11 protein-coding genes and 3 tRNA genes are annotated in these 15,347 nt (G+C 64.8%); 6 read left to right on the top strand and 8 right to left on the bottom strand.

Translation table 11 applies throughout. The features are described 5' to 3' along the window. The 5 genes from DZC73_RS29260 to DZC73_RS29240 form a co-directional block, all read right to left on the bottom strand. Positions 1–119, bottom strand: a 119-nt coding sequence (locus tag DZC73_RS29260; protein ID WP_231690486.1) for a GTP-binding protein, incomplete at its 3' end; no start/stop codon positions are given. A 39-nt stretch (positions 120–158) separates the two neighbouring features. Further along, positions 159–233: transfer RNA gene (locus DZC73_RS29255), tRNA-Thr, on the bottom strand. 54 nt (positions 234–287) lie between these two features. Beyond that, positions 288–361: transfer RNA gene (locus DZC73_RS29250), tRNA-Gly, on the bottom strand. A 140-nt stretch (positions 362–501) separates the two neighbouring features. Beyond that, a tRNA-Tyr gene (locus tag DZC73_RS29245) sits at positions 502–587 on the bottom strand. 172 nt (positions 588–759) lie between these two features. After that, positions 760–3,318, bottom strand: coding sequence for a TonB-dependent receptor (locus DZC73_RS29240; RefSeq protein WP_161974807.1), 2,559 nt, complete (start codon positions 3,316–3,318; stop codon positions 760–762). Between the two features lie 485 nt (positions 3,319–3,803). Between DZC73_RS29240 and DZC73_RS29235 the strand changes: the two genes are divergently transcribed. Further along, complete coding sequence (locus tag DZC73_RS29235; protein WP_124543941.1) at positions 3,804–4,547, top strand: GntR family transcriptional regulator; 744 nt, start codon at positions 3,804–3,806, stop codon at positions 4,545–4,547. Between the two features lie 27 nt (positions 4,548–4,574). On the opposite strand, the gene DZC73_RS29230 is transcribed toward DZC73_RS29235, so the two are convergent. Both DZC73_RS29230 and DZC73_RS29225 read right to left on the bottom strand, forming a co-directional pair. Further along, positions 4,575–5,774, bottom strand: coding sequence for a DUF5009 domain-containing protein (locus DZC73_RS29230; protein ID WP_161974806.1), 1,200 nt, complete (start codon positions 5,772–5,774; stop codon positions 4,575–4,577). 28 nt (positions 5,775–5,802) lie between these two features. Beyond that, positions 5,803–8,499 (bottom strand): TonB-dependent receptor, encoded by a 2,697-nt coding sequence (locus DZC73_RS29225; RefSeq protein WP_124543939.1) that lies wholly within the window; start codon positions 8,497–8,499, stop codon positions 5,803–5,805. A gap of 189 nt (positions 8,500–8,688) precedes the next feature. Here DZC73_RS29225 and DZC73_RS29220 point away from each other — a divergent pair, with 189 nt between their 5' ends. Genes DZC73_RS29220 through DZC73_RS29200 form a run of 5 tightly spaced genes read left to right on the top strand, consistent with a single transcriptional unit; the run spans position 8,689 to position 14,645 of the window. After that, complete coding sequence (locus DZC73_RS29220; RefSeq protein WP_161974805.1) at positions 8,689–10,017, top strand: sugar ABC transporter substrate-binding protein; 1,329 nt, start codon at positions 8,689–8,691, stop codon at positions 10,015–10,017. Continuing rightward, entirely contained in the window at positions 10,014–10,982 is a 969-nt protein-coding gene (locus tag DZC73_RS29215) for a carbohydrate ABC transporter permease (protein ID WP_124543937.1), read from the top strand. The genes DZC73_RS29220 and DZC73_RS29215 overlap by 4 nt, the downstream gene beginning before the upstream one ends. Beyond that, a complete protein-coding gene (locus DZC73_RS29210; RefSeq protein ID WP_124543936.1) occupies positions 10,975–11,823 on the top strand; it encodes a carbohydrate ABC transporter permease in 849 nt (282 codons plus the stop codon). The genes DZC73_RS29215 and DZC73_RS29210 overlap by 8 nt, the downstream gene beginning before the upstream one ends. Before the next feature lie 13 nt (positions 11,824–11,836). Further along, positions 11,837–12,949: an ABC transporter ATP-binding protein gene (locus DZC73_RS29205; RefSeq protein ID WP_124543935.1), complete on the top strand. Its 1,113-nt coding sequence runs from the start codon at positions 11,837–11,839 to the stop codon at positions 12,947–12,949. Positions 12,950–12,956: 7 nt separating this feature from the next. Further along, positions 12,957–14,645 carry a glycoside hydrolase family 9 protein gene (locus DZC73_RS29200; RefSeq protein ID WP_124543934.1) on the top strand — a complete coding sequence of 563 codons (1,689 nt, stop codon included), beginning with the start codon at positions 12,957–12,959 and terminating at the stop codon, positions 14,643–14,645. Here the strand turns inward: DZC73_RS29200 and DZC73_RS29195 are convergent. Next, positions 14,636–15,337: an ATP-dependent Clp protease adaptor ClpS gene (locus tag DZC73_RS29195; protein WP_124543933.1), complete on the bottom strand. Its 702-nt coding sequence runs from the start codon at positions 15,335–15,337 to the stop codon at positions 14,636–14,638. The two genes, DZC73_RS29200 and DZC73_RS29195, sit on opposite strands and share 10 nt — an antisense overlap. Positions 15,338–15,347: the final 10 nt, after the last annotated feature.

Genomic DNA, 15,347 nt, shown 5'->3' with positions numbered 1-15,347 from the left:
AACTTGCTCGACAGCACCGTCGTGATCGCCGCCGTCAAGGTCGTCTTGCCGTGGTCCACGTGGCCAATCGTGCCCACGTTCACGTGCGGCTTGGTCCGTTCAAATTTGCCTTTTGCCATTTCTTGCTCCTAGCAACCCACCGTTGGGGAAGTGAATCTTGGTGCCCATGACGCGGATCGAACGCGTGACCTCTCCCTTACCAAGGGAGTGCTCTACCACTGAGCCACATGGGCATCGACACAGGATTGCGCACTTTGCTCGGAGCGCAATCCTGTGTCGACGCTTGCTGGAGCGGGTGAAGGGAATCGAACCCTCGTCTTAAGCTTGGAAGGCTTCAGCTCTACCATTGAGCTACACCCGCGCTGAGACAAAAGGAACCCGGGAGCGACCCCGACTTCACTCGTGACAACGGACATGCGCCAGCAACCTCGCATGTCCGCTCAACTACTGCTTACCACTTGCAACCAGCCGCCGAAGCGGCCAGCCAGAAATACGTTCGCCTGGTGGAGGAGGCTGGATTCGAACCAGCGTAGGCGTAAGCCAACAGATTTACAGTCTGCCCCCTTTAGCCACTCGGGCACCCCTCCGCGGCGAACTCGGGAGTATAGCAGGGTTTATTTGCAGTTGGCGAGCGGCCCCAAATGAAAAAAGGGCGGGACAGCACGCTGCCCCGCCCACATCCCCCGAAGAGAACCCGCCCGGAGTCAGACGGGACTCTTCAGATCGGCACCTTTCAAATCAGATGCGGTGGCGACACCCTTACATGGTGGCGCGAAGACCGAAGAAGAACTGGCGGCCGTTCTTGTAGAAGGCGCGCGGCTGGTCCGGGCTGGTGGCATAGGAGCGCAGCAGCGGATCGTTCAGGTCCTTGCCTTCCAGCGACAAGGCGATGTTCTTCGTCAGGTTGTAGTTGACGGCGGCGGACACCGTGCCCACGCCCAGCTGATACACGGCGCTGCGGCGATCGACACCGTTCAGGAAGGTCGAACGGTAGTTGTAGGCCACGCGTGCGCTGAACTTGTCGTTCTCGAAGTACGCGCCAAGGTTGTACACGTTCTTCGACAGGCCAATCATGTCGCAGTTGTTGACAGTGGCGCAGGCAGATGCCGGTGCCTTGCCCGTTTCGTGCCCCTTGGTGTACGTGTAGTTCGCGTTCACGCCAAAGCCACCAAACAGCGACTGGATGTACGAGAACTCGATGCCGCGGACAGCGGCAGTCGTGTTCACCGGCGTGCTGACGTTGTACGTCGTGAACGCCTTGGCCGACTGGTTGTAGTACACGCCCGTGCCGGAGCCGAAGGTGACGTACGAGTCCAGGTTCATGTTGAACACGTCGACCGCCACCATCGACTTGGGCGCGAAATACCACTCCACCGCCACGTCGCTGTTGGTCGAGCGGATCGGCGTCAGGTCGGCGTTGCCCACCGTGCCGGTCTTCTGGATGTCACGCAGGTCCAGGCCAGCCATCTGGCCGAGTTCCGGACGGGCCATGGTGCGGCTCACCGAGAAGCGGCCGACGAAGTCCTTGGCCAGATCGATGCGGAAGTTGGCGCTCGGCAGGACATCCCAGTAGGTGTGCTCGTGCACAACCGCGTCGTACCCGCCCGCGGCATTGGGCTCATTGCGGCCCACCTTCTCCTGGGTGCGAGTCACCCGCACGCCGAAGTTGCCCGAGACGATGTCGGAGCTGAGGTCCGCCATCACGTAGCCCGACTGGGTCGGCTCCTTGATGGTGAATTCGTTCTGCAGACCGTGGCCGCTGAAGGTCGTGTACTGCTTGGCCCAGGCGTCCACCGCCGACATCGGCAGGGTCCAGGCGCCACTCAGCACGCCGCCGCCCAATGCACTGCCGAAGTCGCTCGGGAAGTTGATCAGCGAGCTCGTCGGGAATGAGGCTTCGTTGCCCAAGGGGCTCTGCTGGATCGGGATGAATTCCAGCGAACGCGAGTGGTTGGCGGCGCGCACGCCGAACTTCACGGTCGGGATGTTCGCCCACTCGGTCGTCCAGCGGCCGTCGAGCTGCGCGTAGTCTTCCTTGTCGGTGGAGGTGACCGTCGAGCCGAAGGTGCTGATGCCGTGGCCGTTGGCGCCGCCATTGGAGTAGACGTTGGAGCCGGGGATCACGACCGTGGCCGGGCCGTCGATGCCGTGCAGCTGGTAGCTGCCGCCGGAGTACGGCGTCCAGATTTCGAAACCGACGCTCTCGGTATGGCCGACACCCTTGGTCGTCCCGAGCTTGCCGTTGAACACCAGCTTGTCGGATGCCTTGAACTCGGCTTCCAGGTTCAGGAACTTGGAGTCGGCGTAAGCGACCGGACGAGCAAAGATGTCCTGCACGCCAGAGCTCATGCGCGAGCAATCAGCGATCGGGCAGGTGGTCGGGAACGAGATCGACGTCACCGTGTTGCCGGACACCGTGTAGGTCGGGACGATGCCGCCGCCCGCCCAGGTGTTCGACAGCATGCTGATCGGAACCTGCATGTAGTTGTGGTTCACGTTCGGCGCATTCAGGCGCGAGGTGAAGCCGTTCACGTCGAAGGTCAGCTGGTTGTTGACCTTGAACTGCACGTCCAGCAGGCCGCCGCGGCGCTCACGCTCCTGCTCGAACCAGGCCGAGCCGGTCAGCAGCGAGATGTACTTGCCCTTCAGGCCAGGTTCCTTGGCAACGATGTCCGGCGCGTTCGCGTCCAGCGTGTCCCACCACAGGAATTCCTGGCCGTCACGGCGCAGGGTGCGCTTCTGGTCGAAGACCTGCAGCATCACGCCGAGGTTGTTTTCCGGGTTCTTCCAGTTGATCAGCGCACTCATCTGCGGGTCCGTCTTGCCCGACAGAGACGACTTGACCGCCCCCAGGGACACGGAACCCGACAGGTTTTCCTTGAATTCCAGCGGCTTGCGGGTCTCGATGTCGACCACGCCGGTGGCGCCGCCCTCGAGCACGTCAGCCTGGCCGCCCTTGTAGACGGTCACGCGCTTGATGATGTCGGAAGGGAGCAACGAGTAGCTGACGCTGCGGCCACCGCCGACGATGTTGTCGGCGAACCAGTCACCAGAGGACACCGAGTGGCCGTTCAGGAGCGTCAGCGTGAGGGCCGACGGCGTGCCGCGCAGGCTCACCCGGTCGTTTTCACCGAAACCGCCCTCGGTGCCGCCGGCGGTGGCGATGTTGACGCCAGGCACGCGCTGCAGCGAGTCCGCCACGTTCTTGTCGGGCATCTTGCCGATGTCTTCGGCCGTGACCACTTCGACGATCGAGTCCGAATTGCGCTTCTGGTTGATCGACGCCTGCACCGAGCCGCGAATGCCGGTGACAATCACGGTCTCAAGCTGCTGAGGCGCTTTGGCCTTGGGCGCTGATGCAGCGTCCGCCGGCGCGGCGGCTTGCTGTGCAAGCACAGGCATCGCTACGCTGACGAGAAGGAGAGCTACTGCCGACGCGATGGGTGTCCGTTGTATCTTCATGTGTCTGCCTCGTTGAATAGGGCCCCGTGTTCTCCGGCCCGTTTACCCCGCGGGATCTGTTGTCCGGTGTTTGCGCGCCGGAGATCCCCCCAAAAGAAAATCTAGAACCACTCTAGCCAAGCTTTGCGTACCAATACGCTACCACTTGATGCCACTATGCTACCAATCAGACCGGAATGCAAGACCGTTTTCGCCCTGAATGAGCGGCAGAACAACACCAGTTTCAGTGCCCCAAAACGGGCTTCTACGAGGGAAAACGGGGCATGCACGCACCAAGGCTGTATTGAAGTGGTATGGTTTTCACTGATAGCGGTATGGCAGACCACTGAAGGAGCCACTCGATGACCTCTTTGGCTCAACTGCTCAAGCCACTGGACCCCAACCAGAGCCTGCCGCTTTACCAGCAGCTACAAAGAGCCATCCGCGAGGCCATCGAGCAGCGCCTGCTGGGGCCTGACGACGCACTCCCGTCGGAACGGCAGCTGGCCGAGGATTTCGCCGTGTCCCGCATCACCGTGCGACGGGCCATCGAAGGCCTGGCGCAGGAAGGCTGGCTGGTCAGCCGCCAGGGTTCGGGGAACTTCGTGTGCAGCCGGGTGGAGAAGAACTTCGCCAAGCTCACGTCCTTCTCCGAGGACATGCGCGCCCGCGGCCGCACGCCCCACAGCGTCTGGCTGGACCGCACGCAGGGCACGGTGACGCCGGACGAAGCGCTGAAGCTGGGCCTGAGCCCGGGAACGCTGGTGTACCGCTTCCGCCGCCTGCGCTTTGCCGACGACGCCCCGATGGCGGTGGAGTCCGCCACCTTCGTCGCCTCCTGCCTGCCGCCGCTCGAAGAGATCGGCGAGTCGCTCTACAACGCGCTGGAACAGCTGGGCAACCGCCCGGTGCGCGCCCTGCAACGCCTGCGCGCGCTGTTGCTCAACAGCGAGCAGGCCAAGCTGCTGGAAGCCAAGACCGGCGATGCCGGCCTGCTGGTGGAACGCCTGGGCTACCTGCGCGACGGCCGGGCGATCGAGCTGTCGCAGTCGTTCTACCGAGGCGACATGTACGACTTCATCGCCGAGCTGAACGCGGGCGGTTAGGGCCTGCCAGCACTGAATGCAGGCCCTTCAGATCTTCAGCGCCACGCCGCGGCGCGAGAGCAGCGCGACCAGCCCGACGATGAGGCAGGCATAGGATGCCGCCCAGAGGATGCCCGGCCAGCCCGAGTGCAGCACCTCGGGCGTGTCCAGGCCTGCGAGCGTCATCACCGACAGCACGATGAAGGGCAGCAGGTAGGTCACCAGCGGGTTGGATGCCGCCGGATCGATGAGCCGCGTCCAGCCGTCGCGGCCGCGGATGTCCACGACCCAGTACAGCAACGCGAACACCACGACGCAGATCGCCGCGCAATACAGGCACCAGCTCGGCGTGGCGTAGATCTTGGAAATCTTGAAGTAGGGCCGCAGCAGGAAGGCAGCAACCGCCAGCACCAACGCGAAGGCAAAGGCCTCGATGAAGCGCCTGCGGTTGGAATCGGGCCTCGTGGCATCGAAGAAGATCAGCGTGCAGGCCACCCCGGCCAGCACGATCTGCGAATGTGCCGCGTGCGGCTCCTGGCTGTAGAACCAGGCCATGGAGGAAGCGAGCCCACCGCTGTGTGCCGCGGCGTAGTAGCCCACGCAGAACACCAGCGAGGCCAGCACGGGGACCAGCCGGCCGCGCGACAGCAGGTAGAACTCGCTCGAGTAGAAATAGGCCCAGCCGATCAGCCCGAGGATGCCCCACCACTGCGGCGTCATCCATTCATGGCCGTCCGGCCCGCCACGATACAGCAAGGCCAGCACCACGATGAGCGCAATGCCGATCAGCCGCGCGGCACGCATGAGCACCACGTGCTCGAAGCGCAACACGCCCCACACCAGGAACACCGCCAGGTAGAACAGCAGCGACCAGGCATGGATGGACAAGGGCATCAACGCCGCGTTGAAACCCTCCTCCGCGTTCACCATGAAGAAGCCCAGCACGATGAGCGCAAAGGCGCGGTACAGGATGTGCCATTGCACGCCCCAGGGCCCGTCGCCCTTCGCCAGCCGGGCCTGGACGGCAAAGGGAATCGACATGCCCACGATGAACAGGAACGCAGGGAACACCACGTCCGGAAAGCTCATCGCATCCGCATCGGCGGGCATGTGCTTCAACCAGCGCGAGATGCCGCCCACGCCCCCCAGTTCGTTGACGAAGATCATCACCAGGAAGGTGATGCCGCGGAATGCGTCGATGGCGAGGATCCGCCCCGCGCGCAGGCGGTTGATCGACAGGCTGGCCATCAAGACGCGTGCTCCTCCCTGAATCCGCTCACAGGCTCGCGCGCACGCCGAAGAAGAACTGCCGCCCATTGCTGTAGAAGGCGCGTGGCTGGTCCTTGTTGTCGCCGTAGTACTTCAGCACCGGATTGTTCAGGTTCAACGCATCGAACTGCAGCGAGAAGCGGTCGTTCAGCTTGTACTGCACGGTGGCCGCGAGGTTGCCAGACCCGGCCTCGTACTGCGTGGTGGCACGGTCCAGGCCCACCAGGTAGTCGGAGCGGTAGGTGTAGGCCAGGCGCGCACTGAACGTTTCGTTCTCGTAGAAGCCTTCGAGGTTGTACGTGTTCTTCGACGAACCGACCAGCGCCTGGCCGTCGGAGTCGTGTCCGCGTGCGTAGGTGTAGTTGGCCGACATGCCGAACCCGGCCGGCAAGGCCTGCTGGTAGCCGATCTCGAAGCCCTTGTTCTTGGCCTTCACGTTGATCGGCGCGGTGATGGTGTATTCCTCGATCGCGCCGGCGTGGTTCGTGTTGGGCAGCATCTGCTTGGACGTGCCGTAGCCCACGTAGGAACTCATGTCCATGAAGAACACGCCGAAGGACAGCAGCGACCTGGGCGCGAAGTACCACTCCAGCGTCGCGTCGTAGTTGGTCGAGCGCACCGGCTTCAGGTTGACGTTGCCGCCCGTGCCCGACAGCGTGATGTTGTCCAGGCTGGTGATGGCCCCGGCCAGCGCGCTGTAGTCCACGCGGGTCATGGTGCGGGCCACCGAGGCGCGCGTGACCAGGTTCTTCGTCAGCTCGTAGCGCAGGTTGGCGCTGGGCAGCGCATCGTTGTACGAGCGCTCGTCGGTGATGGGCGTGTAGCCCGGCGGGAAGTCGGTGGACGGGATGGTGTCGCCCGGCACGTTGTAGTTCACGCGCTGCTTGGTCTTCACCAGGCGCAGGCCGACGTTGCCGCGCCAGCTGTCGCCCGCGAGGTTGGCCATGGCGTAGCCCGCCATCGTCTTCTCGTTCACCGAGAACTGGCCAGGCCAATACTCGGAGGTGGTGACCCCGTGGGTGTGGATGAAGTCCTCGATGGTCTGCTGGTTCTGGATCCACATCGGCGGCAGGAGTCCCGGACCGGCACCGAACCCACTGCCGAAGTTGGACGGATAGAGTGCACCGTCCCAGTTGGCAGTGGCGCCGCAGGGGTTCGGACCACCGAAACCGCAGCCGCCGTTGTTCGGGTAGTGCACCTGGCGGTGATGCTCCGCAAAGCGCACGCCGAACTTGGTGGACTCGATGAGGCCACCATCCATCTGCACCTCGGCATCGGCCTGTGCGTAGGTTTCCTTGTCGACCACCTTCACCACCGCCCACCATGCCCCGGCGAGGTCCGCCGCGTGGTAGTCGGCGGTGTCGATGCCGGGGAAGGCCACCTTGGTCGGGCTGCCGATGCCGTGCATGCTGTAGCTCAGCCCACCGGTGGTCGGCAGGTTGGACTCATAGCCCAGGTCGCCCGGCGTGTTGCCCAGGCCGCGCGTCGTGCCCAGCTTGGCAGTGACGAATACCTTGTCGCTCAGCCGGTACTTGCCGTTGAAGTCCACATACCAGGACTCGGACGCCGCGCCCGGTCGCGCGATGCTGTCCACCAGCCCCGGGGCCGCACCATGCGCATTGGCGAAGTCCGCCTGCACCAGGGTGTTGTTGCGCACGATGGTGTTGGTGGGCACGTCGCCGCTGTCGAACAGCGCCTGCGGATTCGCGAGGTAGCTGTGGTCGAAGTTCACCGCGGACATGTGCGAGAAGAAGGCGTTCGCATCCAGCGTCAGCGCGTTGTTGGGCTTGAACTCCACGTCCAGCACGCCGCCGTTGCGCACGCGCTTTTGCGTGAAGAGGCTGGAGTTGATGAGCTGCGGATACCAGACATTGGCCAGCGCCGGATTGGCCGTGGCCGCGGCGCTGGCGGGGTCGATCTGCGCATAGCCGAGGAATTCCTGCCCATCGCGCCGCTCATGGCGCGTCTCGGAGAAGATCTGAAACAGCACGCCGCCATTGCCCGCGTCGTTCTTCCAGTTGAAGAGCGCATTGAGCTGCGGGTCGGTCTTCTTCGCGAGCGTGGAGTGGATCATCTGCGCCGACACTTCCGCCGTGAACGGCTTCTTGAAGCTCAGCGGGCTGCGCGTCTCGATGTTCACCGCACCGGCCACGCCGCCTTCCACCAGGTCGGCCTGCGCGCTCTTGTAGACGGTGACCTTGCTCACGATCTCCGAGGGCAGCAGCGAATAGCTCACGCTGCGGCCCACGGCCTCGGTCTGGTTCAGCACGAACCAGTCGCCCGTGCCCACCGCATGGCCGTTGATGAGCGTCTGCGTCAGGCTGGCGCTGGTGCCGCGGATGCTCACGCGGTCGTTCTCCGAGAAACCGCCTTCGCCGCCCGCACCGGAGCTGATGTTCACGCCCGGGATGCGCTGCACCGCATCGGCCACATTCTTGTCGGGCAGCTTGCCGATGTCCTCGGCGGTGATCACCTCGACGATGGAGTCCGCATTGCGTTTCTGGTTGATGGACGCCTCGCGCGAGGCGCGGATGCCGGTGACGGTCACCGTTTCCAGCTTCTGCGGCGTCTTGGCCTCGGCCGGTTTGCTCTCGGCCGGTTTGGCGTCAGGCGTGGCCGGCTCCTGCTGCGCCTGGGCGGCGAACATGGTGTTGAGCACGACGATCGCGGCAGCGGCCGCGATGGGGTGGGGTCTGAGATTCATCGATCCTCCTCGGTCCTTGGCAAGCTCGTGCCATTGGAAGCCAGGGGTGCGGGCACTGACCATTCGAAGAGTTACCCGAGGCATGCAGTAAATCTACCCATGCCGCGCGGTAGAACCCTCACTTGCCCCCACTGCAGACTTGCACTGAAATCGTGTTCATTGACATCAGCAGCACCAGGGAAGTCTTCGATGAAACCAGTGGCCGCCAGAATCCTCGCCGCGGGCCTGCTCGCCGCCTCGCTGGGCTGGGCCTCGGCCGCGCGCTCGGCCGAGCTGAACCTGTGGGTCATGTCCACCACCGAACAGCAGCAGCAGGACATGCGCGAGCTGCTCAAGCCCTTCCTGGCGGCCAACCCGTCGCTGCGCGTGAACGTCACGGTGCTCAACTGGGAATCGGCCTGGACCAAGATCACCGCCGCCGCGGCGTCCGGCCAGGGACCAGACGTGCTGGAGCTGGGCACCACCTGGGTCCCGGCCATTTCATCGATGGGTGCGCTGGAACAACTCAGCGACTCGCAGCAAAACGAAGTCGGCGGCGCCAAGGCCTTCTTCCCGGTCATGTGGGGCACCACCCACCGCCATGACGACACGAAGACCTTCGCCATCCCCTGGTATGCCGATGCACGCGCTGCCTTCTACCGCACTGACGTGTTCAAGAAGGCGGGCATCGACGCGCGCGATGCCTTCGCCAACTGGGGCAGCTTCAAGCAGGCGATGCAGAAGGTCAACGGCACCGAGATCAACGGCAAGAAGATCGCGGCCCTGGGCTACCCCGGCAAGAACGACTGGAACGTGGTGCACAACATGGCACCATGGATCTGGAACGCAGGCGGCGACATGCTGACGGCCGATCGCAAGAAGTCGGGCATCAACTCCACCGAGTCGGTGCAGGCCATCGTCTACTACACGAGCTTCGCGGCCGAGGGCCTGGTGCCCAAGAGCGCGCTGGAGAAGGACTCCGGCCAGATCGAGTCGGGCTTCTTCAACGGCCAATACGCGGTCATCTTCACCGGCCCGTGGATCCTGCGCCAGATGGCCACGCCCAAGGCCAAGGGTGGCCAGTTGGAAACCGTGACCGCGAGCAACTTCGCCATCGCGCCCTACCCCGCCGGGTTGAAGGGCAACCAGACCTTCTTCTCGGGCTCGGACCTCGCGATCATGAAGTCGTCCAAGAACAAGGCCGAGGCCTGGAAGCTGCTGGCCTACCTCGCCGGCCGCGAGCCGCAGGTGCAGTTCAGCAAGATGAGCGGCATGCTGCCCGCGCGGCTGGATTCGGCCAACGACCCGGCGCTGATGGCCAACCCGCACTACGCGCAGTTCATCGCCCAGGTGAAGAATGGCCGGCACTACCCGTCCATCCCCGGCTGGGGCCCGCTCGAATCGGTCTACCTGAAGAACCTGGGCAGCATGTTCGACATGGTGGGCGGCCTCAAGGGCAAGTACTCGCCGCTGGCCATCAAGCAGGCGATGGACGCGACGGCGCAGGAAGCGGACCAGGTCCTGTACTCCGCCCGATGAGCTCGCTGGCCTTGTCGCAGCCCGCCCAGGCAGGACGCACCGTGCGCAAGAAGCGGATCGACGCCTTCCCCTACCTGATGCTGTTGCCCGCCGTGCTGCTGATGGCGGCGGTGAACCTCACGCCCATCCTGCAGGGCTTCTACATGTCCTTGCTGAAACTGAACCAGTTCACGCTGGCCCAGTACCTGGATGCGCCCTTCGTCGGCCTGGACAACTACAGGCAGGTGCTGCTGGACGCGGACAACCCGCTGCGTGCCGGGCTGGGCCATGCCATCCGCAACACGCTGCTGTACACGGTCACGGTGTCGCTGTCGGCCGTGGGCATCGGCCTGGCCGTGGCCCTGCTGATGAACCGCGACTTCCCCGGCAAGAGCATCGCGCGCACGCTGCTCTTGCTGCCGTGGATCGTGCCGTCCTACGTGGTGGGCACGCTGTGGGGCTTCATGTGGCAGCGCGACGTGGGCATCGTCAACGTGGTGCTGGTGGACTGGCTGCACCTGATGGACGAGAAGCCGTTCTGGCTTCTTGGCGCCAACAGCTTCTGGGCCATCGTCATTCCCACGGTGTGGCGGGCCTGGCCGGTGATGATGCTCATCTTCCTCGCCGCACTGCAGTCCATTCCCGAAGACCAGTACGAAGCCGCCACGCTGGATGGCGTGAGCCGCTGGAAGCAGTTCCTGCACATCACGCTGCCGCTGCTCAAGCCGGTCATCGTCATCCAGCTGATGTTCCAGGTCATCGACAACGTGTACTCGTACAACATCGTGTCGATGATGTTCGGCAATGGCGCCGGCTTCCCCGGCGAGTGGGCCGACCTGCTCATGCCGCTGCTCACGCGGCAGTCGTTCAGCTATTGGCTCTTCGGCCAGGGCGCAGCCGTGAGCTTCGTGATGATGGCGCTGATGCTCGTCTTCGTGGGCGTGTGGCTGCGCGCCTTCCGCCGGAGCATGACCGGCGATGGTTAAGCACCCCTGGCGAGAGCGCTCGCTGAATGCGCTCACCTGGCTCATCGTCGCGGTGTCGCTCCTGCCCATCGCGTGGATGCTGCTGTCCTCGCTGCGCAACTACGCCGACATCGCGGCCGGCGAACAGCTCAGCGGCGGCCTGGAGTTCCGCTGGGAGAACTACCGCGACATCTGGATCAACGTCGATTTCTTCAACTACTTCAAGAACAGCCTCATCGTCTGCTCGCTGACCACGCTGTTCTCCACTTGCGTCGCGGCCTGCGCGGCGTATGCGCTGGCGCGCTTTCGCTTTCGCGGATCGAACGCCTTCAGCATGTCGGTCACCGTCACGCAGGTGATCCCCGGCATGCTGTTCTTCCTGCCGCTGTACATGCTGTACCGCAACCTCGGGCAGACCTACGGCCTGGTGATGCTGGACACCTACCACGGGCTCATCTTCCTCTACACCGCCCTCTTCACACCGGCCAGCATCTGGATCATGCGCGGGTTCTTCGTCTCCATTCCTCGCGAGCTGGAAGACGCGGCGGTGATGGATGGCTGCTCCCGCTTCGGCGCCTTCGTGCGCATCGTGCTGCCCATCAGCGCACCGGGCATCATCGCCACGGCCACCTTCGTCTTTCTGCTCGCCTGGGACGAACTCTTCTTTGCCTGGGTGCTCACCAGCACCTCGGACGTGCAGACGATTCCGGTGGGCATCCGCCTGTTCATCAGCCAGTTCCAGCACCGCTACGACCTGATGATGGCCGCAGGCGCCGTCTCCACGCTGCCGGTGCTCACCGCCTTCTTCGCGGGGCAACGCTATTTCGTCAAGGGCCTGGCCGCCGGTGCGGTCAAGGGCTGAACAACTTCCAACCATGAGCGCAGTCACTCTCAGGAACATCCGCAAGGACTTCGGTGCGGATGCCAAGGTCATCAACGGCGTGGACCTGCGCATCGAGGCCGGCGAGTTCGTCGTCTTCGTGGGCCCCTCGGGCTCGGGCAAGTCCACGCTGCTGCGCATCATCGCCGGGCTGGAGGACGCGAGCGACGGCGAGCTGCTGATCGGCGAGCAGTCCTGCATCGACGTGCCCGCCTCGCAGCGCGGCATCGCGATGGTGTTCCAGAGCTACGCCCTCTACCCGCACATGACGGTGTACGAGAACATGGCCTTCGCGCTGCGCATGGCCGGCACGCCCAGGCAGGAGGTGCTGCAGCGGGTGGAGCGCTCCGCGGCCATCCTGCAGATCAGCCACCTGCTGGACCGCAAGCCCAAGACGCTTTCCGGCGGACAGCGCCAGCGCGTGGCCATCGGCCGGGCCATCGTGCGCGAGCCACGGGTGTTCCTGTTCGACGAACCGCTGTCGAACCTGGACGCGGCCTTGCGCCAGGACATGCGGGTGGAGCTGTCCAAGCTTCACCAGGAGCTGGGCGCGACCATGGTCTACGTGACGCACGACCAGGTGGAGGCGATGACGCTGGCACAGCGCATCGTGGTGTTCGATGGCGGCGTGGTGCAGCAGGTGGGCACGCCGGCCCAGCTGTACGAGAACCCGTCCAACCTGTTCGTGGCCGGGTTCCTCGGCGCGCCGAAGATGAATCTGCTCGGGGGACGATTGCGATCCGCAGGCGCCGGCACTGCTGACGTTGAGCTGCCGGGCGTCGGTGTAGTGCAAGCCGAGGTGGACGCGAGCCGCGATGCCGCGGGCACCGACGTGACGCTGGGAATCCGACCCGAGCACCTGAGTGTCGGCCTGGCCAACGACATCACGCCAGCGGGCGCCGTCGACGCGCGCCTGGACCTGGTCGAATACCTGGGCGACCACCAACTGGCCTATGCCACCTTGACCGGCTCCGGTCAGACGCTGTGCGCCAAACTCGCCGGTCCGGCGGGTGCACTGCGGACCGGCGACAAGATCCGCCTGCACCTGGCGCCCCGGCACTGCCTGCTGTTCGATGCCGGCGGCCGGGCGTACCCGCGCATCCAGTGAGGACCGATTGAAGATCCTGCACAACCACCTCGGCTACATGCCCGGCAGCCGCAAGCTCGCCTTCGTCCAGTCCAGCGCACCACCGCCCGGCGAGACATTCACGCTCTTTGCGCAGGGCGATGGACGGCCCGTCTTCACCGGCCGGCTTCGTCCGCGCGGCGGCGTCGCGCGCTGGCGCGACTGGCGCTACTGGGAGGCCGACTTCTCGTCCGTGCAGACGCCGGGGCGCTACGTGCTGGCCATCGACGGCGCCGGGCCCGCCATGGCATCGCACCCGTTCTCGATCTCCAACTTCGTGATCGATGCGCAGCTCATGTCCAACCTGCTGCACTACGTCAAGTCGCAGCGCTGCACCGGCGTGTTCGACGAGGCCGATCGCCGCTGCCCCATCCTCGGCAGCGGCGAGCGGGTGGATGTGCATGGCGGCTGGTACGACGCTTCGGGCGACACCTCCAAGTACCTGTCGCACCTGTCCTACGCCAACTTCATGAATCCGCAGCAGACACCGCAGGTGGTGTGGAACCTCATCGAAGGCCGGGCCAAGGCACCCCAGGCACCGCTGTGGCTGGACGACCGCATGGTGGACGAGGCACTTCACGGCGCGGACTTCCTCCTGCGCATGCAGCACCCCGCCGGCTACTTCTACATGACGGTGTTCGACCGCTGGAGCAAGGATGTCGGCCAGCGCAAGATCTGCAGCTACACCACGCAGAAAGGGCACCTGTTCGAGACCTACCAGGCCGGGTTCCGCCAGGGCGGCGGCAGCGCCATCGCGGCGCTGGCGCGCGCCAGCGGGCTGCCGCGCGACGGCGAGCATCCGCGCGAGGCCTACCTCGAAGCTGCGCGGCTCGGGTTCGCGCACCTCCAGGCGACCAACACGCGCTACCTGGACGATGGCCAGGAGAACATCATCGACGACTACTGCGCGCTTCTGGCCGCCACCGAGCTCTTCGCCGCGACCGGCAGCGACGAGTACCGGCAGGCTGCACAGGCGCGTGTCCGACGGCTGATGTCGCGGCAGCATGCCGAAGGCTGGTTCTGGGCCGACGACGCGAAGACCCGCAGCTACTTCCACGCCGCCGAAGCGGGCCTGCCCTTCGTCGCCATGCTGCGCTTCCTCGACATCTTCACCGACTCGGCCGATGCGGCACGGGTGCTGCACGCCGTTCGCCTCGGCCTGCACCGCGAGATCGAACACACCACGCAAGGCGACGACAACCCGCTGCGCTACCCGCGCCAGTTCGTGAAGATGCCCGGGCGTGAAGGCCGCGTGCAGTTCTTCATTCCGCACGAGAACGAGAGCGGCTACTGGTGGCAGGGCGAGAACGCCCGGCTCGCCTCGCTGGCCGTGGCAGCGCAATGGGCGTCGCGGCACGTGGCGTCATCGGAACGCCTGCACGCCGACCTGCAGCAGTACGCCCAGGGCGCGCTGGACTGGATCTTCGGCCTCAACCCCTTCGACGCCTGCATGATGCAGGGCCAGGGACACAACAACCCACGCTACGAACCCGGCTACTGGAATGCACCGGGGGGCGTGTGCAACGGCATCACCTCGGGCCAGCTGGACGAGGAAGACATCGACTTCAAGATGCCCTGGGAGACTGACCCGATGCATTCATGGCGCTGGAGCGAGCAATGGCTGCCGCATGGGGCATGGCTGTTCCTGGCGCTGGCGCATCAGATGCCTCACGCCTGATCACTTGCATTCATGGGCGCCGGATCGCAGAACAGCGCCAATCCTGCATCACGCCACCGCTGGTTGGCATGGCGACAGAACTCGTCCGAGGATCGTCCATCGGGCACGTCCAGGACAGCCGTTCCGGAGTGATGGACCTTCAGCATGAGCTGGACAGCCTGCTCCTGGTCAAGCCCAAACGTTTCGCGCAGCCGAAGCACCACCATCTCCATCGGGGAGATGTTGTCGTCCCAGATCCGCAGGCGACGTGGATCCCACGCTGGGGTTTCGCTGCCAGGGTCCGCGTTCTTCCCGATCCCGTGGGCCAGCCTGAACGGAACGTCGCCTGCGCTATGGCCGGGCAAGGTGAGCGCCTGCCGCACCGAGTCGGATCCGAGGCACAGCAGCATGAGGTACTGGGCCACGTGGCGATCTGGATGCATTCCGGTGCCGGTGTGGAGAATCACGCGCAGCGCTTCTCGCGAGTCCCAGCCAATTTCACTCGGCCGCGCGCGGACCCGTTCGAGGACGTGAACCGGATCGACCCCGCACTCGCCCAGCAGGGCTTGAACGGAAGGCTGCAGCAGGAGGAACTCAGCGAGGTCGTGGTCGGTGTTGAGCGGCCCTGAGTCATCGATCGACTCGGGCTCCCAGCGCTCGGGGCGGAATCTTCCGGGGAAGATCAGGTCAAGGAACTGATTGAGCAGACCCATGGGCTTGCAG

The sequence above is a fragment of the Rhizobacter terrae genome, from assembly GCF_003852895.1.
In the GTDB taxonomy this organism is placed as follows: domain Bacteria; phylum Pseudomonadota; class Gammaproteobacteria; order Burkholderiales; family Burkholderiaceae_C; genus Albitalea; species Albitalea terrae.
Note: the sequence above shows the minus strand (reverse complement) of the source record. Positions and strands in the feature narration are given on the sequence as shown.

Bases quoted from the DNA above. Each gene is read 5' to 3' on its own strand.
- DZC73_RS29210 (WP_124543936.1), top strand. From the start codon at position 10,975: ATGGTTAAGCACCCCTGGCGAGAGCGCTCGCTGAATGCGCTCACCTGG.
- DZC73_RS29225 (WP_124543939.1), bottom strand. From the start codon at position 8,499: ATGAATCTCAGACCCCACCCCATCGCGGCCGCTGCCGCGATCGTCGTG.
- DZC73_RS29230 (WP_161974806.1), bottom strand. From the start codon at position 5,774: ATGGCCAGCCTGTCGATCAACCGCCTGCGCGCGGGGCGGATCCTCGCC.
- DZC73_RS29195 (WP_124543933.1), bottom strand. From the start codon at position 15,337: ATGGGTCTGCTCAATCAGTTCCTTGACCTGATCTTCCCCGGAAGATTC.
- DZC73_RS29215 (WP_124543937.1), top strand. From the start codon at position 10,014: ATGAGCTCGCTGGCCTTGTCGCAGCCCGCCCAGGCAGGACGCACCGTG.
- DZC73_RS29235 (WP_124543941.1), top strand. From the start codon at position 3,804: ATGACCTCTTTGGCTCAACTGCTCAAGCCACTGGACCCCAACCAGAGC.
- DZC73_RS29205 (WP_124543935.1), top strand. From the start codon at position 11,837: ATGAGCGCAGTCACTCTCAGGAACATCCGCAAGGACTTCGGTGCGGAT.
- DZC73_RS29220 (WP_161974805.1), top strand. From the start codon at position 8,689: ATGAAACCAGTGGCCGCCAGAATCCTCGCCGCGGGCCTGCTCGCCGCC.